This is a genomic window from Streptomyces sp. NPDC008079, assembly GCF_042957385.1.
Taxonomy (GTDB): domain Bacteria; phylum Actinomycetota; class Actinomycetes; order Streptomycetales; family Streptomycetaceae; genus Actinacidiphila.
This window is the reverse complement of sequence record NZ_JBIBIC010000001.1, coordinates 1,404,555-1,431,489: the sequence shown is the minus strand read 5'-3', so window position 1 is coordinate 1,431,489 and position 26,935 is coordinate 1,404,555. Positions and strand designations below refer to the sequence as shown.

Here is a 26,935-nt window from a genome sequence, read left to right as displayed (position 1 = left end):
GATTTGACGGGTCGTTAGATATTACGAGTGCGGACCCCGTCCAGCACAAGACCCGTACACGACCGCGTACGCGACCCCTCACACGATCTGGAGATTCCGGTGGCCCTCCCCGACGCGTTCCTCGACATCGCCCGCCGGGTCAACAACTGGGGCCGCTGGGGCGCCGACGACGAGATCGGCACCCTCAACCTGATCACCGACGAGGTGGTGCGCGCCGCCGCCGCGACCGTACGCGGTGGCCGCCGCGTGCCGCTCGCGCTGCCGCTGCGGCAGGACGGCGTACAGACCGGGCTGATCCCCGGCCGGGTCAATCCGCTGCGCACGATGGTCGCGCTCAACCAGGAGATCTTCGGACCCGGCACCATCGCGACCAGCGACGACGTGGTGACCCTCGGCCTTCAGGCCGGGACGCACTGGGACGGCCTCCCCCACGTCTCGCACTCGGGCCTGATCTACAACGGGCGCCCGGCCGACTCGGTGACCGCGCACGCGGGCGCCGCCTTCAGCGGCATCGAGAAGGTCACCTCCGTGGTGTCGCGCGGCGTGCTGCTGGACGTGGCGCGCGCGCTCGGCGTCGACCGGCTGCCCGGCGACCACGCCGTGACCCCGGAAGACCTCTGCGCGGCGGAGGAGTTGGCGGGCACGGCGGTACGGGCCGGGGATGTGGTGCTGGTGCGGACCGGCCAGATGCGGGCGTATCTCGGCGGCGACAAGGAGGCGTACGCGTATCCGTCGCCCGGCCTGTCGATCCGCGCACCGGAGTGGTTCCACGCGCGGGATGTGGCGGCGGTCGCCAACGACACGCTGACCTTCGAGATCTTCCCGCCGGAGGTCGAGAATCTGTGGCTGGCGGTGCACGGGCTCGACCTGGTCGAGATGGGCATGCTCCAGGGCCAGAACTGGAATCTGGAGGGCCTGTCGGCGGCCTGCGCCGAGGAGGGGCGTTACGCGTTCTGGCTCGATGCCACGCCGGAGCCCTTCGTGGGCGGGGCGGGCGCGCCGGTGGCTCCGGTGGCGGTGCTGTGAGCGGTGCGGTGGCCCTGACCCTGGTCCTGGCCCCTGGGATGGCACGGGGCAGACGGGGGTGCTGACGCTGGTGCTGGTCCTACGAGTCGGGCGCGCGGTGCGGTGGCTGTACGGCGGGGCGTGCGGTCCGACGCCCCCGCGTCCTAGGTGAGGACCGTGGCCTGACGGCGGTCGACCTCGCACCAGATCTGCTTGCCCGCGCCTTCCGGCTGCCAGCCCCAGCGGTCGGCGAGGCCGTCGACCAGCTCCAGGCCGCGACCGCCGGTCTCGTCGCGGTGCGCGTGCCGGGGGGCGGGCGGGGCCTCGCTGCTGTCGGACACCTCGACCCGCACCGGAGAGGCGGGCGCCGAGGGGAACAGCATCCGCAGGACGGCGGGGCAGCCGGTGTGCACCACCGCGTTCGTCACCAGCTCGGAGATGAGCAGGATCAGCGTCTCCGCGACCGGCTCGTCGGCTCCTATACCCGAACCCACGAGCCGGGACCGCGCCCAGCGACGCGCCCGCCCCACCTCCGCGGGGTCCACACCGACCTCAAGCTGCACCTGAAGCACCTGCACCGCTCACACCATCCGAACCGGCGGACACAACGCCTCGCTTCTGCCCGAGATCACCGTGCGTGACCCCGGCACAACACAGCATGATTGACCTACAGTCACGCCAACAAGCGCTTCGGGCATATTCCAGCGCAACGGAGTACGTGTGCTGCATACTGTGCGGCACTTCCGACGGGGATTCGAACGCCCAGCCGTGACGCCCGTCCGACTCAGCCGGACGGCGCCTCTGGGCAGCCTGGAACCAACACGCACCCGATGGAGCGTACCCGAGGTGTTCGCCGACTCCACTGCGTGGCAAGTCACGCATCGGACACAACACCGTGCGGACACTCCGTAATCGGAGGGTCAGCGAACGGCCACGGTGTGTGCGCAGCGTCATCACAGCAGCCATTCGGCGAGCATGTCCTCGTCAGCCGCCGACTCCTGGCCGCACACGGAGGGTATCCAGGAGCGCTTGATGTGCAGCTGCACATCCGCCTCCCAGGTGAAGCCCATGCCGCCGAAGACCTGCAGGCAGTCGCGTGCGTTACGGGTCGCCGCCTCGTCGGCGAGCAGGCGCGCGGCGGCGGTCTCGTACGGGTCGGCGGTGACGGCCGCCGCGTAGAGCGCGGTACGGGCCAGCTCGGCGCGGACCAGCATCTCGGCGCAGAGGTGCTTGACCGCCTGGAAGGAGCCGATCGGCCGTCCGAACTGCTCGCGCTCCCGGGCGTGTTGCACTGCCATACGCACCATCCGCCCCGCATTCCCCACCCGTTGCGCGGCCTCCAGCACGGCCGCCTCACGCCGTAACGCGACGGCTCGCACGGGCACGATCCCGCTCACCGTTATTTCCGATATGTCCGCCGCGGTGAGCAGATGCAGCGGGGTCAACGGGTCCACCGACCGCAGCGGCTCGGCGTGCCGCCGTACGGCGGACGCCTCGGCGACCGTGACCGCGGCCTCGGCCACGGCTTGGGCTGTAGCGCTGCCGGTGCCGGTGTCGGTGAGGACGAGGACGGCGTCTGCCGCGTCGAGGTGGGCGACGGAGTGCGGGCCCGCTCCCCTCGCGTCGAGCAGGGTGACCACGGCCTCGCCGGTCGCGGCCCCCGGTACCACTCCCGCCGCGAGGTGGGTGGCGGTCAGCGGGCCGGGCACCAGCGCGCCGCCCGCCTCCTCGAAGAGCAGCGCGGCCTCCGGCAGCCCGAGCCCGACGCCGCCGTCCGCCTCGGGCAGGCGCAGCCCGAAGAAGCCGGTCTCGCCGAGGGCTCGCCAGATGTCCCGTGGCGGGATGGCGGTACCGCCTTCCGCCTCGGCCGCGTCCACGGCGGCGCGCAGGGCGGTCCGGTCGAAGCGGGCGGCCAGCAGGTCCCGCAACGCGCCGACCAGGGCGCGCTGGTCGTCGGTCAGCCGGAAGTCCATGGCGGTGCGCTCCTCTCCGGTAACCCTCTCGGCTCCTTGGGCAGGCCAAGGACGCGTTCGGCGACGATGTTGCGCTGGATCTGCGAGGTGCCCGCGGCGATCGTGTAGGACAGCGAGCTGAGGCGTTCGGCCGTCCACGGGTGGTCGGCGTCGGGGGCGAGGGGGCCGAGGACGGTGGCGGCGGTGTCGTAGAGGAGTTGCCTCGCCTGCGAGTAGCGCAGCTTGAAGACGGAGGCGCCGGTGCCGGGGACGGCGCTTCCGCCGGTGTGCAGAGCGTGCTGGGAGGCGCTGACGTTCCACTGGGTGAGGCGCCACAGGACGGAGAATTCGGCGGCGAGCCGGCCGAGCGCTCGGCGGACGGCGGGGTCGTCCCATGTGCCGTTGGCGCGGGCCGCGCGGGCGACCTCGCCGAGGGTGCGGCGACAGGCGACGACTTCGCCGACGAACGCGGTGCCACGCTCGAAGGACAGCGTCACCATGGTGACCCGCCAGCCGTCGTCCTGTGCCCCCAATCGGTTGCCGACCGGCACCCGGACCTCGTCCAGGAACATCTCCGCGAATTCCGTCGACCCGGCGAGTGTCCGCAGCGGCCGTACCCGTACTCCCGGCGCGTCCATCGGCATCGCCAGCCAGCTGATGCCGTGGTGCTTGGGCGTGCCGTCGACGCGCGGGGTGGTGCGCACCAACAGCTCGCACCAGTCGGCGACTTCGGCGTGCGAGGTCCAGATCTTGGAGCCGGTGACGACGTACGCGTCGCCGTCGCGGACCGCGCGGGTGCGCAGGGACGCGAGGTCGGAACCGGCGTCCGGCTCGCTGAACCCCTGGCACCACAGCTCCTCGCCCCGCAGGATCGGCGGCAGCCAGCGGCGGCGCTGCCGCTCGGTGCCCTCGGCCGCGATGGTGGGCCCGGCGTGCAGCAGCCCGACGAAATTCGCGCCCACGTACGGCGCTCCGGCCCGCTCGGTCTCCTCCAGGTAGATCAGGTGCTGGGTGGGGGTGGCGCCGCGGCCCCCGGCGTCCTCGGGCCAGTGCAGTCCCGCGTATCCGGCGTCGTACAGCAGCCGCTGCCAGCCCGTGTCGTACGCGCGCCGTCCCGGCCAGTCGCGGGGGTCGGGTGGTGGCGGCAGGGTGGGCAGCGCTTTGCCGAGCCAGGCGCGCAGTCGGGCGCGGAACTCCTCTTCCTCGTCGGTGTATGCGAGGTCCACGGTCCGCTCACCCCGTTCCGTAGACGGGCTCCGGCGGGGTCGCCTCGGCGAGCAACGCGCCGACCACGGGACCGAGTTCGACCGGCCGCCAACGGCGTCCCACGTCGGTCCGCGGGCCGTGCCGCCAGCCGTCGGCGACCGATACGGCGCCGCCCTCGACCTCGAAGACCCGCCCGGTGACCTCGCGTGCCTCGGGTCCCGCGAGCCAGACGACCAGCGGGGAGACGTTGGCCGGGTGGTAGACGTCGAAGCCGGTGGCGGGCCGGGCGACCAGGTCCGGCATCGCCTGCTCGGTCATCCGCGTCCTGGCGGCGGGCGCGATGGCGTTGACGGTGACGCCGTAGCGCGCCAGCTCCACCGCCGCGACCTGGGTGAGCGCGGTGATCGCGGCTTTGGCGGCGGCGTAGTTGGCCTGGCCGACGCTGCCGAGCAGCCCCGCGCCCGAGGTCGTGTTGATCACGCTCGCGTTCACTTTCTCACCCGCCTTGCTCCGCTCCCGCCAGTGCGCCGCCGCGTGCCGCAGCGTCGCGAAGTGCCCCTTGAGATGGACCTGTACGACCGTGTCCCACTCCTCCTCCGTCATCGAGACCAGCATGCGGTCCCGCAGCACCCCCGCGTTGTTGACCAGCACGTCCAGCCGGCCCCAGTGCTCCACCGCCGCGTCCACCAGTGACCGCGCGCCCGCCCACTCCCCGACCGACCGCTCGTGCGCGACCGCCTCACCGCCCGCCGCCCGGATCTCGGCCACCACCTCGGCCGCCGACTCCACGTCGTTGACGACGACCCGGGCGCCCTCGGCGGCGAAGGCCAGTGCGTGCTCCCTGCCGATCCCGCGCGCGGCCCCGGTGACGGCGACCACCAGGCCGTGGGCGATCCCGGCACCGCCGGCGGCTTCGCCAACTGCCTCACCGGTCAAGGTCGAGGCCCAGCATCCGGATGGCGTTGCCGCGCAGCAGCTTGTACGTGACCTCGTCGGACAGCCCCGCCATGTGGTCGGCGGCGACCTGCTTGGTGTGGGGCCAGGTCGAGTCGACGTGCGGGTAGTCGGTCTCAAACATCGCGTTGTCCTCGCCGATGGTGTCCAGCGAGGCGACCCCGTGCATGTCGCGGAAAAAGCAGCAGTAGATCTGCCTGCGGTAGTACGTGGACGGCGGCTCGGGTATCAGGTCCTTGACCCCGCCCCAGGCCCGGTGCTCGCGCCACACGTCGTCGGCCCGCTCCAGCGCGTAGGGCACCCAGCCCATCTGGCCCTCGCTGTAGGCCAGCGTCAGGCGCGGGAACTTCACCAGCACCCCGGAGAACAGGAAGTCCATCATCGACGCCATCGCGTTGTTGAAGCTCAGACTCGCCTGCACCGCCGGAGGCGCGTCCGGCGACGCGGCGGGCATCTGCGACGACGACCCGATGTGCATGTTCACCACCGTGCCGGTCTCCTCGCAGGCAGCGAAGAACGGGTCCCAGTAGCCCGAGTGGATCGACGGCAGCCCCAGATACGTCGGGATCTCGCTGAAGGTGACCGCCCGCACCCCCCGCGCGGCGTTCCGGCGGATCTCCACCACCGCCAACTCCACGTCCCACAAGGGGATCAGGCACAACGGGATCAGCCGGCCCCCGCTGTCACCGCACCACTCCTCCACCATCCAGTCGTTGTAGGCCCGCACACACGCCAGGGCCACCTCCTTGTCGTGCGCCTCCGCGAACGTCTGCCCGCAAAAGCGCGGGAACGTCGGGAAGCACAGCGACCCCTCCACATGGTTGAGGTCCATGTCCTTCAGCCGCTCGACCGGGTCCCAGCACCCGCGCCGCATCTCCTCCCGCGTGATCCCGTCGAGCGTCATCTCGTCCCGCGAGAAACCCACCGCCGCGATGTTCCGCTTGTACGGGAACTTCAGGTCCTCGTAGATCCACCAGTCGGCGGGCGGTCCATCCGGATCCATCGTGATCCGGTACTTCCCGCCGATGTAGGCCAGTTCGCCGATCCCCGCCGTCAGCGGCTGCGGTCCCCGCTCGCGGAACTTCTCCGGCAGCCAGGTCGAGAAGAGATGCGCGGGCTCGATGACATGGTCGTCGACGCTGATGATCCTGGGCAGTTCCATCGGCCACTCCCTCACTGCATCCGGATGACGCTTCCGATCGCCGATCTGACGAGGCATCCAATCTGATGGACCGTCAGATCTACCGTATCGACCCACCTCTGGACCGACAAGCGGCGGCGACTTACCCTTCTGAGAAATCTGACGCTTCGTCAGCTACGGTGCGGGGAGGCGATCGGCATGGATCCGACCATCGCGACACTCAGCGACTCCCGGACCCTGTGGGAGCTACTGGACCGCCGCGCCGCCCTCAGCCCCGACGCCCCCGTGCTGTTCGACACCGAGGACCGCCGCGTCACCTTCGGCGAACTGCGCGCACGGGCGCTGCGCGTGGCCGCCGGCCTGTACGGACTCGGGGTGCGGCCCGGCAGCCGCTTCGCCTGGCAACTGCCCACCCGCGTCGAGACCGTCGTCCTCTCCCTGGCCCTGGCCCGGCTCGGGGCGGTGCAGATCCCGGTCATCCCCATCTACCGCGACCGCGAGGTCGGTTACGCCCTCAGCCGCACACGGGCCGAGTTCTTCGCCGTACCCGGCACCTGGCGCGGCTTCGACTACACCGCCATGGCAGACCGCCTCGATCTCACCGACCGCCCGTCCGTCCTGGTCGCCTACGACTCCCTTCCCGAAGGCGATCCCGGCGCCCTGCCCCCGCCGCCGTCCGACGGAACCACCGTCCGCTGGATCTACTGGACCTCGGGCACCACCTCGGACCCCAAGGGTGTGCTGCACTGCGACCGCGGTCTGATCGCGGGCGGTTCCTGTCTCGCCCACGCACTGGAGATGCGGCCCGAGGACATCGGTTCCATCGCCTTCCCCTTCGCTCACATCGGTGGACCCGACTATCTGGTGATGCTGCTGCTGTACGGCTTTCCGGCCCTGCTCCTCGAACAGTTCGCCCTCCCCGCCTCTCTGGACGCCTACCGGTCCCACGGCGTCACCATGGCCGGCGGCTCCACCGCCTTCTACTCGCTCTTCCTCACCGAGCAGCGCAAGCGGCCCGGCCGCACACTCATCCCCACCCTGCGGTTGCTCTCCGGAGGGGGCGCCCCCAAGCCGCCGGAGCTCTACCACGAGATCGTCCGGGAACTCGGCTGCGATCTCGCCCACGGTTACGGCATGACCGAGGCACCGATGATCACCATGGGCTCCCCCCGTGACACCGTCGACCAAAGGGCCACCACCGAGGGCCGCCCGCCCGCCGCGATGGAGATCCGGATCGCCGACGACGGCGAGGTGCTGCTGCGCGGTGAGGCCGTGTGCCTCGGCTACACCGATCCCGCCTTGACCGCCGAAGCCTTCGACACCCAGGGCTACTTCCACACCGGTGACCTCGGCCGCCTCACCGAGACCGGTCATCTCGTCCTGACCGGGCGCCTGAAGGACGTCATCATCCGCAAGGGCGAGAACATCTCCGCCAAGGAGATCGAGGAACTCCTCTACCAGCACCCGGCGGTGGGCGACGTCGCCGTCATCGGCCTGCCGGATCCCGACCGTGGTGAACGCGTCTGCGCCGTGGTCGAACAGCCGCCGGGCGCCGATCCCCTCACCCTGGCCACCATTACCGACCACCTCCGCCGTTCGGGGCTCGCCGTCCACAAACTCCCCGAGCAACTGGAGATCGTGGACGCCCTGCCCCGCAACGAGACCCTGCGCAAGGTCCTCAAGTTCAAGCTCCGCGAGCGCTTCGCCGACACTCACGAGCGGCCGAACTGAGCGGACCGGCCGGCCAGGCCCCGACCGGCGGCGCGCGTCCCGCGCTCCTTCCTCCCCGCACCGCCCGTCACTCCTTGATTCCGGCGAAGAGATCGGTCTCCGGAAGCTTGGCCGGGATGTAGGAGCGGGCGAGAACGTAGTCCTCGGTGGGCCACAGGGCCCGTTCGAGGTCCCGGGGGTGGGAGAAGAAGGGGTTGTCCGGAGCGGCCTGGCTGGCGTGCGCGCGAAAGGCGCGGTCGCGGGTGGCGAAGTGGTCCTCGCAGCGGATCCGGGTCGTCGGGTGCAGCTCGACCGCCCAGTCGGGCCACTCGTCCAGCACCTGGCCCATCGAGGAGGAGAGCCCTCGGGCCGTCATGCCGTGGTGCAGGGTCTCGAACCAGGCGCGCGAGAAGGCCACTTGGTAGTACAGCTTCAGCGGTTGCCAGACCGGACCCGCCAGCGGGAAGCGTGCCGAGTCCCCCGCCGCGTCGAACGCCTCGGCGGCGACGCGATGGGTCTGGACATGGTCCGGATGCGGATAGCCGCCGGATTCGTCGTAGGTGACGAGGACATGGGGCCGGAACTCCCGGACCACCGCGACCAGCCGCTCGGCCGCGACCAGCGGATCCTCGCGGGCGAAGCAGCCCTCCGGCAGCGCCTCGCCCTGCCCGGGCAGTCCCGAGTCGGAGAAACCGAGGAACCGTTGGCGCACCCCGAGGACGGCCGCCGCGGCGGCCATCTCCCGTCGTCGCACCTCCGGCAGCCGGGCCCTGACCTCCGGTGTGTCCAGCAGCGGGTTGAGCACGTCACCGCGCTCCCCGCCCGTGCAGGTCACGACCAGGACATCGACCCCATGGGCCGCGTAGTGCGCGAGCGTGGCGGCGCCCTTGCTGGACTCGTCGTCGGGGTGGGCGTGGACGGCCATCAGTCGGAGTGTCATCACGGTCTCCTCTTCCTCAATTTCTTGTGTTGGACCTAAAGTTAGGACGAACCCACTCAACCCGTCAAGACTTTTTTTAGGTCCGACCTACTAAAGTGGGAACCATGGCCCAGCTCCGCGAGTTCAAGAAGCAACAGACCCGGCAGACCATCACCCACGCCGCCACCGCCCTCTTCGTCGAGCGGGGCTTCGAGGGGACGACGATCGCCGACGTCGCCGAGGCGGCCGGGGTCTCGAAGATGACCGTCACGAACTACTTCCCGCGGAAGGAGGACCTGTTCTTCGACATGCACGAAGAGGTGATCACCGGCCCCGCCCGCGCCTTCGCCGGCCGCCCCGTCGGCGAGTCCGCACTGGACGCGGTGCGCCGGGACTACCTCGAAGCGGTCGAGCGGCACGACGCGCTGCTCGGCTGGACCCAGCCCGGATTCACGCGGCTGATCGACGAGAGTCCGGTGCTGCGCGCCCGCCTCCGCGAGATGTACGACCACCAGGAGCAGGCACTGTCCGTCACGCTCGCCGAGGCCGTGGGCGACGAGCCGGACGCCTTCGAGCCGCGGCATGCCGCCGCCCAACTCAGCACGGTGCTCAGGCTGTTGTTCGGTGAGGCGCAGCGCCGGGTGCGACAGGGCACGACCGAAAGGGAGTTGTTCGACGCGCTGGGGCGGATTGCGCGGGAGGCGTTCACGCGGCTGGAGCCGTCATTGGGCGCGTACGCGGTGCGGGAGTCCCCGCACGAGTGAAGACGGACGGGAAGGAAAGAGGAAAGGAGAGGAATGGTGAAGGCGAGCGAAGTCGAGCGAGATTGGCCGAAAGGGGCCGTCGGCAGAGGCCGGTTCAGGCCGAGAGCGGCCTGGCGGTGTCGTCCGTCGCGGCTTCCAGATCCGGATAGACCTCGAAGAGCCGTCGTACGCCGAGGGCGGCCAGCACCCGGTTGACGTGCGCGCCGCCGCCGTAGCCCTCGGTGGGCGCCGTCACCGTGGGAACGTCCTCGGGCAGCACGATGCGCAGGCGGCCCGCACAGGAGCGCATCAGCCGCCGGGCACCGATCAGGACACCGACTCCGCTGGAATCGCAGAAGCGCACGTCAACGAGGTCGAGTACCACCCGGCGCCGCCCTGCGGCGACCGCGTCGTGAACCTTCTGCCGGACCGCGGGAGACGAGATCAGGTCCATCTCACCCGCGACCGTCACCACCACCCAGCCGTCTCGCTCGGCCTGGGTCACCAGCACCGGTTCCCACCTCGCCTCGCCGTCGACTTCAGGAACATCATCACCATGACCCTATGCCCGTTCTCCGTCGTAACTCTGCAATGTTCCGGTCACACCCGGATAACAGACCGCCAAAATCGATCACAGTCAGCAGCAGGTTGGTGCAAAGCGACGCACGTCGCAGGAGGTGCCCGTTACATTCGACCTGAGCGCATTCGGGCACGCTGAACACACTCGGCTACGGTCGGTGGCCGGGCAAGGGGCGACAGGGCAGGCGACGAGGCAAGGGGGCGGCAGATGGCGACACCCGCACCACCGCGCTGGGACCGCAAGATGCAGCAGCGGCTGGCGCGCGGTGAGGAAGCCGCACTCGGCGAGCTGTACGACCGGTACGCCTCACTTGTGCACGGCCTGGCCTATCGCGTGATGGACGACGACGACGCGGCCGACCTCATCACCCGCGAGGTGTTCGGCTACATCTGGGAAAATCCGGACGCCTACGACCCGAAGCACGGCTCGCTGCGGTCGTGGATCGCTACACTCACCCAGCGGCAGGCCGTGCACCGGCTGCGACAGCAGTCGAACCGGGGCCGTTCCACGCCGGACGAGGTGGAGGCCCGGGTACGCGAGGCCAACACGGCGGCCCGCGCCGACTTCATCGTCACCTCGATGCCCGCCCCGCTGCGCGCCGCCCTCGAACTGGCCTACCGGGAAAGGGTCGACTACCGCACCGCGGCGGCCGGGCTCGGGGTGAGCGAGGACGAGGCGCGCCGTCGGCTCCGGCTCGGGCTGCAACTGCTGTCCACGGCCATGGAACCGGGCGAGCAGGGCGACGACCACCCGCTGGATCCCCGGGGACAGCGAGGGCGACGATGAGCGGTCCCGCGTTCCACAACGGCGACGGCCCGCACGGCGGGGACGACGGCGAGCCGCGCGTCCCGTACCAGCGCGAGCAGCCCGAGACGCGGGAGACCGCGCACCGGCAGCCGCCCGCGGAGTCGCACCAGCCGATGCCCCAACTGCCGCACTACGACCACCGCACCCTCAAGTCGCTGCTCGGCGCGTGGGCGTTGTCGGTGTGCTCGCAGGACGAGGCGCTGGCGGTCGAAGTGCATCTGACGGACTGCGCCACCTGTGCGGATGAGGCGCTGCGACTGCGGGACGCGGTGGGTCTGCTGCACCAGGAGGATTCGCTCGACCTCGATCCGCTGCTGCGGGCACGGGTGTTGGAAGGCTGCCTCGGCCGTCGGCCGGCGCGTATCCCGGTGCCCGAGTGGGCCGGACCGTTCGACGCGGAGGCCGCCCGGCTGGACGCGCTGCTGCGCGACCTCGGCGACGGCTACTGGAAGGCACCGGTCGAGCTGAAGTGGCACGACGGCGAGCAGCGGTCGACGGAGTTCACGGTCGCGCAGGTCATCGGTCATCTCACCGCCGTGGACAGCCTGATCGCCAGGTCGCTCGGGCTGCCGCCGGACGGCGGCGACCCGTCGGCGGACCCGCCGCGTTCCGGGCTCGGCGGGCTGGGCCTGGGCATCGGAATGGGCATCGCCTCCCGCGCCCGGCTGCGCAACGCCCGCACTATGGGCGACTTCCCGCTCACCCCGGTCGAGCGCACCGCCGCGCACTGGGCGACGCACAGCATGCTGCCCGGAGCGACCGTGCGCTCCCTGTGGCGCGAGCAGAGCCACAGCCTGGTGCGTACGGTCTCCTTCGCGGGCGGCGGCGCGGGCGGGCTCGATGTCGACTACGGCTCGTTCGCGCTGCCGCTGGAAGACGCCTTCCTGGACCGGGCCTTCGAGTGCTGGATCCACGCGTCGGACATCGCCGAGGCCGTGGACTATCCGTACGATCCCCCGGCGCCGCGCAATCTCAACCGCATCATCGACCTCGCCGCGCGGCTGCTGCCCGAGGCGCTGGCGGACCGGCGCAGGGCCGGTCTGACCACCTCGCCGACGCATCTGGTGACGGCCGGTACGCCGGGCCGTTCGCTGCTGCTCGAAGTCGAGGGCAAGGGCGGCGGCCAGTGGTATCTGCCGCTGGACTCGCCCGGCGCCGTCGCGTCGCCGGAGGAGATGGTCGCCCATGTGGCGATGGACTGCGTCGAGTTCTGCCAGTTGGCGGCGGGTCACATCGAGCCGGAGCGGATCGCGGTCGGCCAGATCGGCGACCGCGACGTCATCCGTGACGTGCTCTTCGCCACGGCGTCCCTGTCCCGCCTCTGAGACGGACGCCTCTGCCCTGACGAGGGCCGGCCGACGAGCCCGCTCGGACAGAGAGCTCAAGCGAAGAGCCCGGACAGAAGACTCAGGCGAAGAGCTCGGACAGAAGACTCAAGCAAAGAGCCCGCTCAGGCGAAGACGACCGTGCGGTGGCCGTTGAGCAGCACCCGGTGCTCGCTGTGCCACTTCACCGCGCGGGCCAGCGCCTGGCACTCCACATCGCGCCCGATGGCGACGAGCTGTTCCGGCGTGACCTCGTGGCCGACCCGCTCGACCTCCTGCTCGATGATCGGCCCCTCGTCGAGGTCGGCCGTCACATAGTGCGCGGTGGCGCCGATGAGCTTCACACCGCGGGCGTGCGCCTGGTGGTAGGGCTTGGCGCCCTTGAAGCTCGGCAGGAAGGAGTGGTGGATGTTGATGATCTGACCGGACAGCTCACGGCACAGGTTGTCGGAGATCACCTGCATGTAGCGCGCGAGCACGACGAGTTCGACGCCCTCCTTGCGCACGATCTCCAGCAGCCGCGCCTCGGCCTCGGCCTTGGTGTCCCTGGTGACCGGCACATGGTGGAAGGGAACGCCGTAGGAACCCACAAGTTCCTGGAAGTCGGTGTGGTTGGAAACCACGGCGGCGATCTCGACCGGCAGCGCGCCGATGCTGGTGCGGAAGAGCAGGTCGTTGAGGCAGTGCCCGAACTTGCTGACCATGAGCACGACCCGCATGCGCTCGTCTGACGGGTGGATCCGCCAGTCCATGTGGTACGCCTCGGCGATCGCCGCGAAGCTGGCGCGCAGCTTGTCCACGGTCACCGCCTGCTCGGCCGAGAAGTGCACCCGCATGAAGAACAGGCCGGTGTCCTGGTCGCCGAACTGCTGACTGTCGACGATGTTGCAACCGGTCATGAAGAGATAGCTGGAGACCGCGTGCACGATGCCCTGTTTGTCCGGGCAGGACAGGGTGAGGACGTACTGCGGGTCTGGCTGCGGCGGCTGCTGTTCGGTCACGCCGTCAGCCTCGCACAAACCGACCCCCTCAGGTCGGACTGTCCGTCAAGCGGAACCCACGGATATCGCGCGCCAGGTGGCGCGGGGAAAAACAGGTGCCACCGGAAAACACGCACCAGGTGCGGCCCGGGGACGTATGAACATCCAACGGTCAGGCCGACCGTATGTAGATCGCCAGCACCTCCAGCGAGCGCGGCGGCGTGTCTGGGTCGTCGCCGTCGGCGGCGGACATCCGTATATGGGCGTCGCGGGCGGCGCGGACCGCCTCCGGCCAGGCGTGGTGGTCGAGATAGGCGGCGACAGGTGCGTCGGCGCCCACCTGGTGCAGGATTTTGAGGACGCGCAGCACGGCGACGTCGACGAGCGCGGCCTCCTGCGAGTCGCGGAAGATCGTGCCCACGTACTTCTCGGCGGACCAGTTGTCGAGCCAGGTGTCCTCGACGAGCCGGTACACGGCGTCCGTGACGTCCCCGTATCCCTCGCGGCCGGTCTGCCAGACCTCCCGCTGGAACACCGGGTCGCTGATCATGTGCAGCGCGGAGCGCACATTGCTGCGCCAGCGCCACCAGGGCATGTCATTGAGCGGCATGCCCCCCATCGTGGAGGAGTGACGGCCGCGACGGGAAGACTTCTCCGAACCTTGCACAATGGCGCATCGTACGTTCTCCACCGACGCCACCCGTAATTCACCTGATAGTGACCGTCCGTTCGCTTGTGGTCACCCCGGCGTTGGGCGCGGGCCGGAATCTTCGCATGACATGAGGGAACGGCGTATCCGCAGGGTCCGCACGGCTGCCGTCGCGCTGCTGGCCACAAGTGCGCTGCTCAGCGGGTGCGGTGTGCTTCCCGGAGGTTCGGGCGGCTCCACTGGACCGCTCGTCGTGATGACGTGGGCGCCGGTCGACACGAAATCGACCAATATGCCGGGAATGCTCGCCATGGCGCAGGCATTCGAGAAGTACACCAACGAGCAGGGCGGTCTCAACGGCCGCAAGTTGAAGGTGCTGACCTGCAACGAACGCCATGACGCGGTCGCCGTCACGGACTGCGCGCAGCAGGCGGCGAAGGCGGGCGCGGTCGCGGTTGTCGGTTCCTACAGCGAAGAGGGCGGCAGTTTCACCACCGCCCTGGAGTCGAACGGCATCCCGTACATCGGCGGCTACGGCATCACCGCCGACGAGTTCCAGAGCCTGCTGTCGTACCCGGTCAACGGCGGTCTGCCCGCGCTGCTGGCGGGCAGCGGACGGCAGTTGGCGGACCTGTGCAAGAAGGTCAACCTGGTGCGGCCCGACACGATCACCGGTGACCAATTCCCGATCTTCCTCGACCAGGGGCTCAAGAGCGGCGGCCGGCCGCCCGCGCGCGACTTACTCACGGCCGACGACGCGAACGACTACACCGACATCGCCACCGCCGCGGTCGGCAACAACAAGCCCTCCACCTGCGTCTCCGCGGTGCTCGGCGACCGCACCAGCACCTTCTTCGACTCCCTGCGCCGAGTCGGCGAGGAGCAGCCGAAAGTGCGGCTGTCCTCGGTGCTCGGCAGCGTGCAGCAGTCGGTGGTGGACTCGACCGGCGGCGCGGGCAGCCCGCTGGAGAACGCGTACGTGACCGGCTGGTACCCGCCCGCGTCCGACGCCAAGTGGGCCGAGATGAAGTCGGTGGTGAAGAAGTACGCGTTCGGCGACGACCGGATCGACGTCGCCGACCCCGGGGTGCAGACCACCTGGGTCGCGTACACCGTCTTCGCCAAGGTGGTGCGGGCGATGGACGAGAAGGTCAGCGTGAACGCGGACAATCTGCACCGCGCGATGGACACCACGACCCACCTGTCGACCGGCGGCCTCACCCCGGATCTCGGCTGGACGCAGGCCGATCTGCTGGGCATCCCGAGCCACTCCCGGATGGTGAACTCCAAGGTCACTTATCAGGTGGTACGCGACGGGCGGCTCGTGCTCGCGCGGCCGGGCTTCGTGGACCTGACCAAGACGCTCCGGCAGAACTCGTCCGCGCAGAACTGAGCGCCCCCGAGCGGCCCGTACGACCCCTAGGGCGTGTCCAGGACGCGCCCTCACACCCCCGCCGCGTACCGCCAGAAGTCCCGCATCACCTGGGGCGGCGTCGGGCCGGTCATCGAGCGCTGCGTGAAGAGAATGCTGACAGCGCCGGTCGACGGCGTGATGTGCGCCGTGGTGCCGCTGCCGCCGACCCAGCCGTAGCGGCCGAGGACGTTCCAGGGGGCGGTCTCCGCGACGTCCACCGAGCCGCCGAAGCCCCACCCCTGGCCTTCGAGGAACAGCGCGCTCGCGTCGCGCTGGGACCGCGTCAGGTGGTCGGTGGCCATCATCCGTACCGACCGCGCGGACAGCAGCCTGCGGCCGTCCACGGTCCCCTCGGCGAGCAGCATGCGGGCGAAGGCGAACCAGTCGTCGACGGTCGAGACGAGGCCGCCCGCGCCCGAGGTGAAACCGGGCGCCTTGGTCCACTCCTCGCCCGGCGGGTCCGACAGTTCGATACCGCCGTCCGCGCCCGTCCCGTAGGCGCTGGTCAGCCGGTCGAGCGCGGTCGCGGCCACGGTGAAGCCGGTGTCGGCCATGCCGAGCGGTTCGAAGATCCGCTCGGCGAGGAACTCGGCGAAGGAGCGGCCCGAGACCCGGGCGATCAACGCGCCCTGGATGTCCGAGCCGGTGTTGTACAGCCAGGCGTCTCCCGGCTGGTGGAGCATCGGGATACGGGCCAGCGCCGCCAGCCAGTCGTCGGGGCCCGCGAAGCCCGACAGCCGCGCCGGGCCCTGCTTCAGCTCGGTGAACAGCGGTTGCAGGGCGGGGAGTGAGAAGTCGCTGGGCATGCCGTACCCGGCCCTGAAGGTGAGCACGTCGGCAACGGTGACCGGCCGGGCGGCCGGGACCACGTCGTCGACCGGGGCGTCCGGGGTGCGGACGACGACCGGCGCGGCCAGTTCCGGCAGCCAGGTGGCGATGGGGTCGTCCAGCGCGATCCGGCCGTCGTCGACGAGCATCATCACGGCGGCGGCGGTGATCGGTTTGCTGACGGAGGCGATCCGGAAGATCGCGTCCCTGGCCATCGGCACGGCGCCCTCAAGGTGCGCGGAACCGACCGCTGCGACCTCCACCCGGTCGCCGCGCGCCACCAGACCCACCGCACCCGGAATCGTGCCGTTGTCGATGTACGGCTCCAGGACGCCGCGCAGGCCCGCCGCCGGATCGGTCGTGGAACTGTTCGTGGAATGCGTCATCGGTCCACCTCTCGCATGGTGCGGTCGAGAGGAAGACTGCCGCGTCGGCGCGGATTCATCGGTCGGGCGCGGACGTGTCGGGTCCGTCACCGTCCGTCCGCGTACGCACGCATATAAGCGCACGGGAGCGCACAGGCGCGCACAGGCGCGCAAGGAAACGCGCGGTGACGCGTATACGCGCGTGGCCCCGTCCACCAACGGCCCCGCGGCTCAGAGCTGGCTGTACTGCCGCTCGGTGAGCCCGTACTGCTTCGCTATGGCGTTCCACAACCGGACCGCGCGCTTCTTCTGCTCGGTGGCGGTGCCGCTCTCGCGGTTGCCGTCCTGGGCCTCGCCGGTGCTGCGGGCGTGGCCGCCCTTGCAGACGCTGTGGTTGTGCGCGGCCTGGTCGGCCCAGTTCGCGTAGTGGCCGTCCGCGGCGGCCGACGCCTGCCACGCCTTGGTGAGGGCTTCGGTCAGGTCGGCGTGGTTGGGCAGCTTGTCCACCGACAGGCCGCCGAGCTGGGTGACCAGGCCGGTGCGCTGGGTGGCGGCGGACCGCAGGTCGGCGGCGGCGGGGCCGAGATTCTTGCAGTTCTTGATCGACTCGACCGCGCTCACCACGGAGCTGCGGCTGTTGCCGCTGGTCTTCAGCAGCGCGTCGAGGCCCTGCGCCTGCTGCTTGACGGCGTCGTCGGCCGCGGAGTCGGTGCTGCCGCTCGCGGACGTGCTCGGCGCGGAGGACGCCGGGGTGCCGCTCTTCGACGCGGTGTTGTCCGTCTTGGCGTCGCCGCCCTTGTTCAACAGCCCGCCGACCACGAGGCCCGCGACGACGCACCCGGCGACGACGATGCCGATCACCATGAGGGGCGACAGCCTGCGGCGCGGACCGTCGTCCTGACCGTGCCCGCCGTCGTAGCCGTAACCGGGGTCGTACGGCTGCTGCGGGGGCTGGCCCATGCCGCCCTGCTGCTGCCCGTACTGCTTCTGTTGCTGTTGCTGGGACGGCGGCTGGATGATCCGCTGGCGCAGCGGTTCCGGGCCCGGCACGTCGCTGCGGAACAGGTGGTCGTAGTCGCTGTCGTGCTGCGGCCCCGTCTGGGGCTGCTCCTCGTACCCGCCGCCCTGGCCCTGGCCCTGACCCTGACCTTGGCCCTGTCCTTGGTCGTACGACTGCTGGCCGTACTGCTGCTGGCCGCCGTACGACTGCTGCTGGTCGTACCCCTGCTGCCCGTAGCCGTCGTAAGGCTGCTCGAAGGACTGCTGCGCGGGCGGGGACTGCGGGCCGCCGTACTGCGGCTGCTGTTCCTGCTGGTCGCGGTCCTGGAAGATCGACAGCGGCAGCGCCTGGGTGGCGTCGGCGGCCTGCTGCTGCGGCGCCGTGGGCGGTGCCTGCGGCGGGACGGGCGGCAGCGGCGGTACAGGGCCCGGCCCCTGGCTCGCGGCGGCCATCGGCATGCCGGGGTCGCCGCCGGGGTACGGGGGCAGCATTTGCGTGGCGTCGGCCACCGGGACGGCGGGCGGCGGCATGCTCCCGGGATACGGCGGCAGCATCTGGGTGGCGTCGGCGGGCTCGGGCAGCGGGGCGGGCTCGCCCCAGGGGGAGCCGCCGGCCGGCTGCACATGTTCCCCGTAGGGCGGCTGCTGCCGCCCCGCGGGCACCACGACGCCCCGGTACGCCTCAGGCGTCTCCTCGCCGCGTCCGTCGGTGTGCATCGCCGCTGACTCCCGCCTATGCCCTGTCGTCCGTTGCCGGATCCTTCCGAACCATCCGCCAACGCTACCGGGTTAACCGGACCATCAACCACGTACCCGAACGAGTGAACGTCATGACACACCGAGAGGGCGGAAGTACCGGGCGTACCGGGCCCGTTCCCGCAAGGTCTCTCCAGCGCTTTGGCCACCGCGCGGGGACGCGGTGTCGGTCGCGTAACGATTCGGTGATGGTCCGCTATGCGGCGTCCTGTTCCTCCAGACGGGCGCCGAACTCGCGGACCACGGGCTCCGCCGCGTAGGGCTCCAGGCGGCGGCGGAAGTCGTCCAGGTACTCCGCGCCGCGGTTGGAGCGCAGACCGGACAGAAGGGTGACGGCGCGGGTGCCCGTGTTGCAGGCCTCTTCCAGTTCGCGCTGCTGCACCTGGGCGTCGGCGAGCAGCAGCATGTCGATGGCACGGCGCCTGGTGCGCGATTCGGGGTGCGCGGCGAGCGCTTCCTCCGCGCGGCGCGCGGCGGGCGCGGCCTGGCCGAGGTCGCGGTGACAGTGCGCCAGTTCGTCGGCGAGGTAGGCGTGGTCGAAGTGGGCGATCCAGGGCGGGTCGTCGTCGGGCCGGGAGTGTTCCATGGACTCGACCGCGAGGTTGGCCACGGTCGCGAAGGTGCGGGCGTCGCCGAGCAGCGCGTGGCCGCGTGCCTCCGCGGCGTAGAACATCGCCTCCGCCGTGGGTGTCACCTGGCCGCGGGCGCCTTCCTGTGCCGCGCGGGCGAGTTGGGCGATCTCGCGCGGGTTGCCGAGCGAGGCGGCGAGGTGGCTCATGCTGGCCGCGAGGATGTAGCCGCCGTAGCCGCGGTCGCCCGCCGCCTGGGCCAGGCGCAGCGCCTGGATGTAGTAGCGCTGGGCGAGTCCGGGCTGTCCGGTGTCGACGGCCATGTAGCCCGCCAGTTCGGTCAACCGCGCGACGGCGCCGAAGAGTTCCCTGCCGACCTGGTCGCGGTAGGTGCCCGCGAGTAACCCGGACACCACGCTGTTGAGGTAATGGACGACGACCGGGCGGACGTGTCCGCTGCCGAAGCGGTGGTCCAGGTCGGTGAGCGCCTGCGTCGTCGCCTTGACGGCCTCGACGTCCGACATGCCCACCCTGGCACCGCCGTTGCGGGCGACGCCCTGGTCGGGGCGGGTGATCAGCCAGTCGCGGCTGGGCTCGACGAGGGCGGAGGCGGCGACCGTGGAGCCGGTGAGGAAGTCGCGGCGGCCGACGTCGCTGCGCCACAGCTCGCAGACCTGCTCGATCGCGCCGAGGACGGTCGGCGCGAAGTGCAGACCTATGCCGGTGGCCAGGTTCTTGCCGTTGGCCATGCCGATCTCGTCGATGGACACGGCGCGTCCCAGCTTGCGGCCGATCGCCTCGGCGATGATGGCCGGGGCCCGGCCGCGCGGCTGCTGACCCCGCAGCCAGCGGGCCACGGACGTCTTGTCGTACCGCAGGTCGAGGCCGTGTTCGGCGCCACACATGTTGACCCTGCGAGCGAGCCCGGCGTTGGAGCAGCCGGCCTCCTGGATAAGTGCCTGAAGCCGTTCGTTCGGTTGCCGAGCCACGAGCGGTCGTGCGGCCATCAATTCCCCCACTTCGACGATGCGTACCTCGTCCTGGTGACAGGTGCCCATCTCATCACCGAAAAATGCCCTGTTAGAGCGGCATTTCATGTCGTTTTCGCCTTTAGCGGAACGAGCGGAACGACACGCGGACCCCAAGTGACTACCCGAATACGGGCCCGGATCGCGCACGCGCCCCCGGGCGTGCACCAGTGCGCCCGCCATGAGCCGAGGGGCCGGCCCCCGTAACTCACGCTGACGAGGGAAGTTGTGCAGCGCGTGGAAGACACCATCGGAGCACCGCGGCAGCTCACCGCCCAACTTCTCGACACGGCCGTCCGATACGCGCAGGAGCGGCACTGGGACGTGCTCCCCGGCTCCTGGATCGAGGACGACACGGGCGGCCCCGCGCTGTGCTCCTGCGCGTCTCCCACCTGCCCTGCTCCCGGCGCCCACCCGACCCGGCCCGACTGGGCGGCGCACGCCAGCGGCAGCGCCGACGCGGTACGGCGCATGTGGGGCAAGCAGCCGCGCGCCTCGGTCCTGTTGCCGACGGGCCGTACGTTCGACGCGGTCGACGTGCCGGAGGTGGCGGGGTGCCTGGCGCTGGCCAGGATGGAGCGGATGGATCTGCCGCTGGGCCCGGTGATCTGCACGCCCGACCGCAGGCTGGTCTTCTTCGTCCTGCCCGGCGCCACCGTCAAGGTGCCCGATCTGCTGCGGAAGCTGGGCTGGGCACCCGGCTCGCTCGACCTGCGGGTGCGCGGCGAGGGCGACTGGATCGCCGCGCCGCCGACGCGGACGGGGCCGGGCGCCTCGGTGCAGTGGGCGCGGCAGCCGACCGCCCTGAACCGGTGGCTGCCGGACGTCGAGGAGCTGCTGAGTCCGCTGGCGTACGCGTGCGGGCGGGAGTTGGCGGCGGCGAGGGGCCGCTGACCCCTGCGCGCGGGGCTCACGCTCCCGAGTCATTCGGTCACTGTCAGTGGTCGCGTCTAGGGTTGTCGGACGTAGACCTTCGCGCGTCGTCCGACCAGCGGCGCGCCGGGGGCAGGGGCGCGAGACGGGGAGAGGTGCCGCCATGTCGGAGCCGCAGAGGTCGCAGGGGGAGCAGGAGTCGCAGCGGAAGCTGACGCCGTACCGGCCGGTGCCGTACGGGAGGACCGCCGAGGAGGTGTCCGAGGCGGCCGGAGACACCGATCCGGTCGCTGTGCGTGTGCGCGGGCTGTGGAAGCGGTTCGGTGAGCAAGTGGCCGTGGCCGGGATCGATCTGGAGCTGCCCGCGGGCCGCTTCATCGGCCTGGTGGGGCCGAACGGGGCGGGGAAGACGACCTCGCTCTCCATGATCACCGGCCTGCTGCGGCCGGACGACGGCAGTGTGCGGATCGTGGGCCACGACGTGTGGACGGACCCGGTCGGCGTGAAGTCCAGGATCGGCGTGCTGCCGGAGGGTCTGCGGCTGTTCGAGCGGCTGTCGGGACGTGAACTGCTCGGCTACACGGGCCGGTTGCGCGGTCTGCCGGGCGCCGAGGTCGACAAACGCGCCGGTCAGCTCCTCGACGTCCTGGACCTGTCGGCCGCGCAGAACAAGCTGGTCGTCGACTACTCCACCGGTATGCGGAAGAAGATCGGCCTGGCCGCCGCCCTGCTGCACAATCCCGAAGTCCTCTTCCTCGACGAGCCGTTCGAGGGCGTCGACCCGGTGTCCGCGCAGGTCATCCGCGGTGTGCTGGAGCGCTATACGGAGTCGGGCGGCACGGTCGTCTTCTCCTCGCACGTGATGGAACTGGTGGAGAGCCTGTGCGACTGGGTCGCGGTCATGGCCGCGGGCAAGATCGTGGCGCGCGGCCCGCTCGCGGAGGTGCGCGGCACCGCTCCCTCGCTCCAGGACGCCTTCTTGTCGCTGGTGGGCGCCGACCGGCGCGACGGGCAGGCGCTCGACTGGCTGAGCGGCGGCAAGTGATGACCACCTCGGCCACCGCCCCGCTCGCCGCTCCCGCGCCGCCGCCCCCGCCCGGTCGCGGTTCCTCGCTCACGCCGGTCTTCGTACGGCTCAAGCTCACCCTCTTCCGCAACGGCCTGCGCCGGTCCACCGGCCGCACGGTCGGCTGGTCCCTCGGCGTCGCCTTCGCGATGCTGTACGCGCTCGGCATGGGCGCCGGAATGGTCGCGCTGCGGAACAACCACTACGCACCGTCCGCCGCCGTCACCGTGACCGTCGTCCTGGTCGTGGGCTGGGCGATCATGCCGCTGTTCTTCTTCGGCGGCGACGACACGCTCGACCCGACCCGGCTGGCGATGCTGCCGCTACGGCCGCGCCCGCTGATAACGGCGCTGTTGGTGTCGTCGCTGATCGGCGTCGGTCCGCTCTTCACACTGCTGGTGTCGACCGGTGCGGTCGTCGCGGTCGCGCACGGCGGGGCCGCGTGGGTCGTCGCGGTCGTGGCCGTGGCCCTGACGCTGCTGCTGTGCGTGGCGCTGTCGCGGGCGGTGGCCGCCGCCAACACCCGGCTGCTGACCAGCCGCAAGGGCCGCGACCTGGCCCTGCTCAGCGGTCTGTTCGTGGCGGTGGGTGCCCAGCTCGTCAACCTCGGCGTCAACTCGTTGTCGTCCGACGGCGGTCTGCACCGGGCGACCTCGGTGGCGTCCGTACTGCGCTGGATTCCGCCCGCGCCCGCCGTGGACGCGGTGCGTTCGACGGCGCGCGGGTCGTACGGCCTGGCCGTCGTGCAACTGGCCCTCACCGTCGCCGTGCTGGCGCTGGTCCTGCGCTGGTGGCACGCCAGCCTGCACCGGCTGATGGTCTCGCCCGACGCGTCCACGCTCCAGGCGGCGCCGGAGCGCGAGGGGTCGAAGGCGCGGGGCGGGGCGGCGGCGGGCCCTTCGCTGCCGGCCCGGCTGCTGCCCGGACGGCTGGTGGGCGGCCGGACGGCCACGGTGATGGAGCGGCAGTTCCGGTACCTGTGGCGCGACCCGAGGTCGAAGGCGGCGTGGGCGACCGGGCTGGCCGTCGGGCTGCTGCTGCCGCTGGTCGCGGTGGTGCAGCACGGCACCGTCTACCAGTGCCTGTGGGCGGCGGGGCTGCTCGGCATGCAGATGTACAACCAGTTCGGCATGGACGGCTCCGCCTTCTGGACGGTGTCGGCGACGATCACCACCCGCAGGGACGCGACGCTCGAACTGCGCGGCCGGGCGCTGACGTTGGCCGCCATCGCCGTGCCGTACGTCACCGTCGTCACCACCGGCGCGGCGCTGCTGCTCCACCGGGTGTCGGCGCTGCCCGAGACGCTGGGGCTGTCCTTCGCCTTCCTGGGCGCGCTCATCGCGACCGGCAGTTACGCGAGCGTCCGCTACCCGTACGCGCTCCCGCAGGACAACCCGTTCGCCAACGCGGCGCCCGGCCAGGGCGGTCTCGTCGCGCTGAACGTCGTCGGCGGCACCTTCAGCGGCGCGGCCCTGTCGCTACCGGTGATCGCGCTGACCCTCGCCCTCCACTTCAACGATCTCCATTCGCTGCTGTGGGTGGTGCTCCCGGTGGGCGCGCTGTACGGGCTCGCGGTCGCGGCGGTCTCGCTGCGGTTCACCGCTCCGCGGCTGCTCGATCGTCTTCCGGAGATCCTGGGGGTGGTGGCGAAGGCGTGACGGACGGGGCCGGTGGCAGGTGGTCGTTGAGGGCGGTGCCGTCCTTGCCTGCCCGGCGTGTGCTGCCGTCCTTGCCTGCACGGCGTGTGCTGCCGTCCTTGCCTGTCCGGCCTGTGCTGCTTTTCCTGTCGGCGGTGCCGGCCGTGTCGATGCCGTCCGCTCGGTCGGCGCGGCGCCGCGGGCCGCGCCATTCCGCGATCCAGTAGAGCAGCGCGAGGGCGGGCAGGGCGGCGCCGAGCAGGGCCACCGAGGTCCAGCCACCGGCGTGGTAGGCGTAGGAACCGGCCTGTGAGCCAACCGCGCCGCCGACGAAGAAGGTGGCCATGAAGGCGCTGTTGAGCCGGGACCTGGCCTGGCCGTCGAGCCGGTAGATCACCTGCTGGCCGAGGATCAGGGTGGTCTGCACGGCCATGTCGAGGAGCACCGCGGCGGCGCCGAGCGCGATGACGCTGTGCCGTTCCACCCCGGCGAGGCCGAAGGCCAGGGCCGCGGTGACGAAGGCGACGGCCGTCATCGGCCGGACCAGGCCGCGGTCGGCCCAGCGTCCGGCGAGCGGTGCCACCAGTGCGCCGCCCGCGCCCGCGAGCGCGAAGAGGCCGACCTGCCACTGGCTGTAGTTGAAGGGATCGCTGGTCAGAACGAAGGAGATGGTGGTCCAGAAGACGCTGAAGGCGCCGAACATCGCGGCCTGGTACAGCGCCCTGCGCCGCAGCGCCGGATGGACGCGCAGCAGGCGGGCGGTGGAGCGCAGCAGCAGCCCGTACGACAGCGTGGCGGCGTCGGCTCCGGGAGCGCGGCGCGGCAGGGACCTGCGCAGTACCAGGGTCAGTACGGTCATCAGCCCGGCCGAGGTCAGGTAGACGACCCGCCAACTGGTCGCGTCCGCCAGCAGGCTGCCGAAGGTACGGGACAGCAGGATGCCGGTCAGCAGGCCGCTCATCACCTGCCCGACGACCTTGCCGCGGCTCTCGTCCGGCGCGAGGTCGGCGGCGAAGGGCACGAGGATCTGGGCGACGACGAGCGTCGTGCCGACGATCAGCAGCGCGGCGAGCAGGACGGCGAAGCCCGGTGCGAGACCGGCCAGCACCAGACCGGCGATGGTGAGGGCGAGCAGGACGGTGGCCAGGCGGCGCTTCTCGATGACGTCGCCGAGCGGGACGATGAGCAGCAGGCCGGCGGCGTAACCGAGTTGGGAGACGGTGACGAGGCTGCCCGCGGCGACCGCGCCGATCCCGAACGCCTGGCGCAGCTCGCTGAGCAGCGGCTGCGCGTAGTAGAGGTTGGCGACGGTCAGACCGCAGGCCACGGCGAGCAGGACGATGAGGCGGCGGGGCGGGCCCGACGCGGGGACCGGTGTGGCGCCGACTGCGTGTCCGGGCCCTGCGGCGGCGGGTCCGGACGCGGGTATGTGCACGGGTTCGGGCCCTGGGGACGGTGCGTCGGACGACGGCTGGGACATCGATACCTCGTCGAAGTGGAAACCGGTTTAACCAGTTCCGAAGGTACCAGTTAAACCGGTTCCCCGGTAGAGTGGCCCGTATGACCGCGAACGGCATCGACGCCTACGCCCCGGCCCTGGACGGCGGCCGTACTCAGCCGCGCTTCCGCGAGGGCGCCGGGCGGCTGTGCCTCGACTACCTGCGGACACTGCGCTACCGGGGCACGCCCGCGGTCACCGAGGAGCTGGCCGATCCGGAGGCGCTGATCGCCTGGGTACGGCAGTGCGGCCCCTGCTCCGACGTACCCGCCACCCCGCCCACACCCGCCCGGCTGCGCGAGGCCCGCGCCTTGCGCGAGGCGGTCCACGCGCTGGTCAGCGCCGCCATGGCCCCCGGCAGGGAACCCGGCGCGGCCCCCGGCTCCGGCCTCGGCGACACCGCCCGCGCCCGGCTCAACCGCGCCGCCGCCCACGTCGTCCCCGCCCCCCGCCTCGGCCCCTCCGGCGACCTCCAGTGGCACGCGGACGACCCCCTCACCGCGACCCTCGCCCTGATCGCCCGCGACGCCCTCGACCTCGCCGCCACCCCCGAACTGCTGCCGCGCCTGCGTCCCTGCGCCTCCCCGACCTGCGGCGCCGTCTTCCTCGACCAGTCCCGTCCGGGGACGCGGCGCTGGTGCTCCATGGACGTGTGCGGCAACCAGGCCAAGAAGACGGCGCTACGGGCGCGGAGCGCGTAACCGGTGACGTCAGGGGCCGAAGTGCAGGGCCCGCGCGAAGGCGTCGATGTCGTCCATCGCCCGGAGCACCCGCCCCGGATCGGGCGCCGCCGTCATCACCAGCACGTCCGCACCGTGCTCGGGCACGCGCCACGCGTAACGGAGGCCGATGGTGATGCCGTTGTCGTCCGGGTCGACGAAGTAGCGCATCACGCGGATGCCGGTGCCCAGGTGCTCACTGCCGAAGTCCTCGACGATCGGCGGCTCCACGGCGTACTCCGCGTCCGCGTGGGTGAGCTCCCGCAATTCGCCGGGCAGTTCGCCCTCGATGTCGAACTCCGCCCAGTACACGGCCAGCGGATTCCCGCGCGGGCCGTCCAGGTGGAAGTGCAGCCCGTACCCCGGATAGACGCGCGGATACCGCTCCATCCCGTACGTCAGCGCCTCGGCCAACTCCCGTACCTCGCCGGGGCCCGGCGTCAAGGCGCTGTCCTCCCAGTGCGCCTCGGCCATCACCCGCGCGTACGCGGCGGCGTCCGGGAACTCCCCCTCGCTCCCCGGCACCGGCCACCGCGGCGGGACCCACACCCACCGCGAACCGTCCACCCGCCGGGCGTCCAGCCGGCTCCCGCTCACGCGTAGCTCCAACGGAACGTCGTCATCAGCGCGTCGAACAACTCGGCCAGCGCCCTGGTGAATTCGCTGCCCGGATCCCCGTCCCCCACCGTCGAGAACGCCACCGCGAGCCACCGCCCCGCGCCCTGCCTCGGCACGGGGACGACGTAGTCGACATGCCGTGCATACGTCTCCACCGGTTCGCTCTCACGGAGGGCCGACGGCTCCACGTACTCCCACCGCACGCCCAACGTCCCCGCGACCTCCCGCACTTCCCCCGGCGCCCCGCCCCGCTCCTCCCCCACCAGCCGCCCCAACACGGCCTCTGCCCCCGTCTCCTCCCCCGCCCACTCCCCCGCCACCTCGGCGACCACGAACGACGCCCCCACCACCAGCCCCGCCCGCGCCTTCACCGGCACATACAGATCCAGCCCACCCCCCGCCCTCGCCTCCCGCGCCATCCCCTCCACCCTCCGGCGCACCTCCGCCCGAAACGCCATCCCCTCATCCCTCGGCACCCCCGCCGGAATCCGCTCGATCCCCCGAAACACCTTCTCGTCCAACGCCGTCGCGGTGCCCGCGCGCAGAGGGATCCGGGCCCAGCCCGGGGGCAGCACGAGGGTGTACCCGACGGGG

General features: G+C 71.3%; 25 protein-coding genes. 10 read left to right on the top strand and 15 right to left on the bottom strand.

Going from position 1 to position 26,935, the window contains the following annotated elements:
* The first annotated feature begins 99 nt into the window (after positions 1 to 99).
* Positions 100 to 1,026: a cyclase family protein gene (locus ACFZAM_RS06315; RefSeq protein WP_391043172.1), complete on the top strand. Its 927-nt coding sequence runs from the start codon at positions 100 to 102 to the stop codon at positions 1,024 to 1,026.
* Positions 1,027 to 1,169: 143 nt separating this feature from the next.
* On the opposite strand, the gene ACFZAM_RS06310 is transcribed toward ACFZAM_RS06315, so the two are convergent.
* The 5 genes from ACFZAM_RS06310 to ACFZAM_RS06290 form a co-directional block, all read right to left on the bottom strand.
* Complete coding sequence (locus ACFZAM_RS06310; RefSeq protein WP_355337579.1) at positions 1,170 to 1,583, bottom strand: ATP-binding protein; 414 nt, start codon at positions 1,581 to 1,583, stop codon at positions 1,170 to 1,172.
* A 375-nt stretch (positions 1,584 to 1,958) separates the two neighbouring features.
* Positions 1,959 to 2,978, bottom strand: a complete 1,020-nt coding sequence (locus tag ACFZAM_RS06305; RefSeq protein WP_391043170.1) for an acyl-CoA dehydrogenase family protein — start codon at positions 2,976 to 2,978, stop codon at positions 1,959 to 1,961.
* On the bottom strand, positions 2,963 to 4,183 hold the full coding sequence (locus ACFZAM_RS06300; protein ID WP_391043168.1) for an acyl-CoA dehydrogenase family protein: 1,221 nt from the start codon (positions 4,181 to 4,183) through the stop codon (positions 2,963 to 2,965). Before ACFZAM_RS06300 ends, ACFZAM_RS06305 begins: the two co-directional genes overlap by 16 nt.
* 7 nt (positions 4,184 to 4,190) lie before the next feature.
* The gene (locus tag ACFZAM_RS06295; protein ID WP_391043165.1) at positions 4,191 to 5,099 is read right to left on the bottom strand and encodes an SDR family oxidoreductase; all 909 of its coding nucleotides are present in this window, start codon (positions 5,097 to 5,099) and stop codon (positions 4,191 to 4,193) included.
* A complete protein-coding gene (locus ACFZAM_RS06290; RefSeq protein ID WP_391043164.1) occupies positions 5,089 to 6,279 on the bottom strand; it encodes an amidohydrolase family protein in 1,191 nt (396 codons plus the stop codon). The genes ACFZAM_RS06295 and ACFZAM_RS06290 overlap by 11 nt, the downstream gene beginning before the upstream one ends.
* A 177-nt stretch (positions 6,280 to 6,456) precedes the next feature.
* Here ACFZAM_RS06290 and ACFZAM_RS06285 point away from each other — a divergent pair, with 177 nt between their 5' ends.
* On the top strand, positions 6,457 to 7,989 hold the full coding sequence (locus ACFZAM_RS06285) for an AMP-binding protein (RefSeq protein WP_391043163.1): 1,533 nt from the start codon (positions 6,457 to 6,459) through the stop codon (positions 7,987 to 7,989).
* Between the two features lie 67 nt (positions 7,990 to 8,056).
* On the opposite strand, the gene mca is transcribed toward ACFZAM_RS06285, so the two are convergent.
* Complete coding sequence (gene mca / locus ACFZAM_RS06280; protein WP_355337561.1) at positions 8,057 to 8,908, bottom strand: mycothiol conjugate amidase Mca; 852 nt, start codon at positions 8,906 to 8,908, stop codon at positions 8,057 to 8,059.
* 104 nt (positions 8,909 to 9,012) lie between these two features.
* On the opposite strand from mca, the gene ACFZAM_RS06275 reads away from it, so the two are divergent.
* The gene (locus ACFZAM_RS06275; protein ID WP_391043161.1) at positions 9,013 to 9,651 is read left to right on the top strand and encodes a TetR family transcriptional regulator; all 639 of its coding nucleotides are present in this window, start codon (positions 9,013 to 9,015) and stop codon (positions 9,649 to 9,651) included.
* Between the two features lie 94 nt (positions 9,652 to 9,745).
* On the opposite strand, the gene ACFZAM_RS06270 is transcribed toward ACFZAM_RS06275, so the two are convergent.
* On the bottom strand, positions 9,746 to 10,135 hold the full coding sequence (locus ACFZAM_RS06270; RefSeq protein ID WP_391043574.1) for an anti-sigma factor antagonist: 390 nt from the start codon (positions 10,133 to 10,135) through the stop codon (positions 9,746 to 9,748).
* Positions 10,136 to 10,417: 282 nt separating this feature from the next.
* Here ACFZAM_RS06270 and ACFZAM_RS06265 point away from each other — a divergent pair, with 282 nt between their 5' ends.
* A complete protein-coding gene (locus tag ACFZAM_RS06265) occupies positions 10,418 to 10,996 on the top strand; it encodes a sigma-70 family RNA polymerase sigma factor (RefSeq protein ID WP_355337555.1) in 579 nt (192 codons plus the stop codon).
* Complete coding sequence (locus ACFZAM_RS06260; RefSeq protein ID WP_355337552.1) at positions 10,993 to 12,342, top strand: maleylpyruvate isomerase N-terminal domain-containing protein; 1,350 nt, start codon at positions 10,993 to 10,995, stop codon at positions 12,340 to 12,342. The genes ACFZAM_RS06265 and ACFZAM_RS06260 overlap by 4 nt, the downstream gene beginning before the upstream one ends.
* A gap of 125 nt (positions 12,343 to 12,467) precedes the next feature.
* On the opposite strand, the gene purU is transcribed toward ACFZAM_RS06260, so the two are convergent.
* Positions 12,468 to 13,343 carry a formyltetrahydrofolate deformylase gene (purU, locus tag ACFZAM_RS06255; protein ID WP_188279924.1) on the bottom strand — a complete coding sequence of 292 codons (876 nt, stop codon included), beginning with the start codon at positions 13,341 to 13,343 and terminating at the stop codon, positions 12,468 to 12,470.
* A gap of 151 nt (positions 13,344 to 13,494) precedes the next feature.
* Entirely contained in the window at positions 13,495 to 13,941 is a 447-nt protein-coding gene (locus ACFZAM_RS06250; RefSeq protein WP_391043159.1) for a hypothetical protein, read from the bottom strand.
* Between the two features lie 160 nt (positions 13,942 to 14,101).
* Between ACFZAM_RS06250 and ACFZAM_RS06245 the strand changes: the two genes are divergently transcribed.
* Positions 14,102 to 15,364: an ABC transporter substrate-binding protein gene (locus ACFZAM_RS06245; protein WP_391043156.1), complete on the top strand. Its 1,263-nt coding sequence runs from the start codon at positions 14,102 to 14,104 to the stop codon at positions 15,362 to 15,364.
* Between the two features lie 50 nt (positions 15,365 to 15,414).
* On the opposite strand, the gene ACFZAM_RS06240 is transcribed toward ACFZAM_RS06245, so the two are convergent.
* The 3 genes from ACFZAM_RS06240 to ACFZAM_RS06230 all read right to left on the bottom strand — a co-directional run bounded on the left by ACFZAM_RS06240 (position 15,415) and on the right by ACFZAM_RS06230 (position 19,909).
* Positions 15,415 to 16,599, bottom strand: a complete 1,185-nt coding sequence (locus tag ACFZAM_RS06240) for a serine hydrolase (protein WP_391043153.1) — start codon at positions 16,597 to 16,599, stop codon at positions 15,415 to 15,417.
* A gap of 210 nt (positions 16,600 to 16,809) precedes the next feature.
* Positions 16,810 to 18,294, bottom strand: coding sequence for a hypothetical protein (locus ACFZAM_RS06235; RefSeq protein ID WP_391043151.1), 1,485 nt, complete (start codon positions 18,292 to 18,294; stop codon positions 16,810 to 16,812).
* Positions 18,295 to 18,529: 235 nt separating this feature from the next.
* A complete protein-coding gene (locus ACFZAM_RS06230) occupies positions 18,530 to 19,909 on the bottom strand; it encodes a transcriptional regulator (RefSeq protein ID WP_188279929.1) in 1,380 nt (459 codons plus the stop codon).
* Positions 19,910 to 20,167: 258 nt separating this feature from the next.
* Between ACFZAM_RS06230 and ACFZAM_RS06225 the strand changes: the two genes are divergently transcribed.
* The 3 genes from ACFZAM_RS06225 to ACFZAM_RS06215 all read left to right on the top strand — a co-directional run bounded on the left by ACFZAM_RS06225 (position 20,168) and on the right by ACFZAM_RS06215 (position 23,527).
* Positions 20,168 to 20,824 (top strand): bifunctional DNA primase/polymerase, encoded by a 657-nt coding sequence (locus ACFZAM_RS06225; protein WP_391043148.1) that lies wholly within the window; start codon positions 20,168 to 20,170, stop codon positions 20,822 to 20,824.
* A 142-nt stretch (positions 20,825 to 20,966) separates the two neighbouring features.
* Positions 20,967 to 21,848 (top strand): ATP-binding cassette domain-containing protein, encoded by an 882-nt coding sequence (locus ACFZAM_RS06220; RefSeq protein ID WP_391043145.1) that lies wholly within the window; start codon positions 20,967 to 20,969, stop codon positions 21,846 to 21,848.
* Positions 21,848 to 23,527 (top strand): transporter, encoded by a 1,680-nt coding sequence (locus ACFZAM_RS06215; RefSeq protein ID WP_391043144.1) that lies wholly within the window; start codon positions 21,848 to 21,850, stop codon positions 23,525 to 23,527. The genes ACFZAM_RS06220 and ACFZAM_RS06215 overlap by 1 nt, the downstream gene beginning before the upstream one ends.
* On the opposite strand, the gene ACFZAM_RS06210 is transcribed toward ACFZAM_RS06215, so the two are convergent.
* Positions 23,466 to 24,986: an MFS transporter gene (locus ACFZAM_RS06210; protein WP_391043141.1), complete on the bottom strand. Its 1,521-nt coding sequence runs from the start codon at positions 24,984 to 24,986 to the stop codon at positions 23,466 to 23,468. The genes ACFZAM_RS06215 and ACFZAM_RS06210 overlap by 62 nt on opposite strands.
* An 80-nt stretch (positions 24,987 to 25,066) precedes the next feature.
* On the opposite strand from ACFZAM_RS06210, the gene ACFZAM_RS06205 reads away from it, so the two are divergent.
* Positions 25,067 to 25,705, top strand: a complete 639-nt coding sequence (locus ACFZAM_RS06205; RefSeq protein WP_391043139.1) for an ABATE domain-containing protein — start codon at positions 25,067 to 25,069, stop codon at positions 25,703 to 25,705.
* Positions 25,706 to 25,714: 9 nt separating this feature from the next.
* On the opposite strand, the gene ACFZAM_RS06200 is transcribed toward ACFZAM_RS06205, so the two are convergent.
* On the bottom strand, positions 25,715 to 26,320 hold the full coding sequence (locus ACFZAM_RS06200) for a hypothetical protein (protein ID WP_355337526.1): 606 nt from the start codon (positions 26,318 to 26,320) through the stop codon (positions 25,715 to 25,717).
* Positions 26,317 to 26,862, bottom strand: coding sequence for a hypothetical protein (locus ACFZAM_RS06195; protein WP_391043138.1), 546 nt, complete (start codon positions 26,860 to 26,862; stop codon positions 26,317 to 26,319). The genes ACFZAM_RS06200 and ACFZAM_RS06195 overlap by 4 nt, the downstream gene beginning before the upstream one ends.
* Positions 26,863 to 26,935 lie beyond the last annotated feature (73 nt).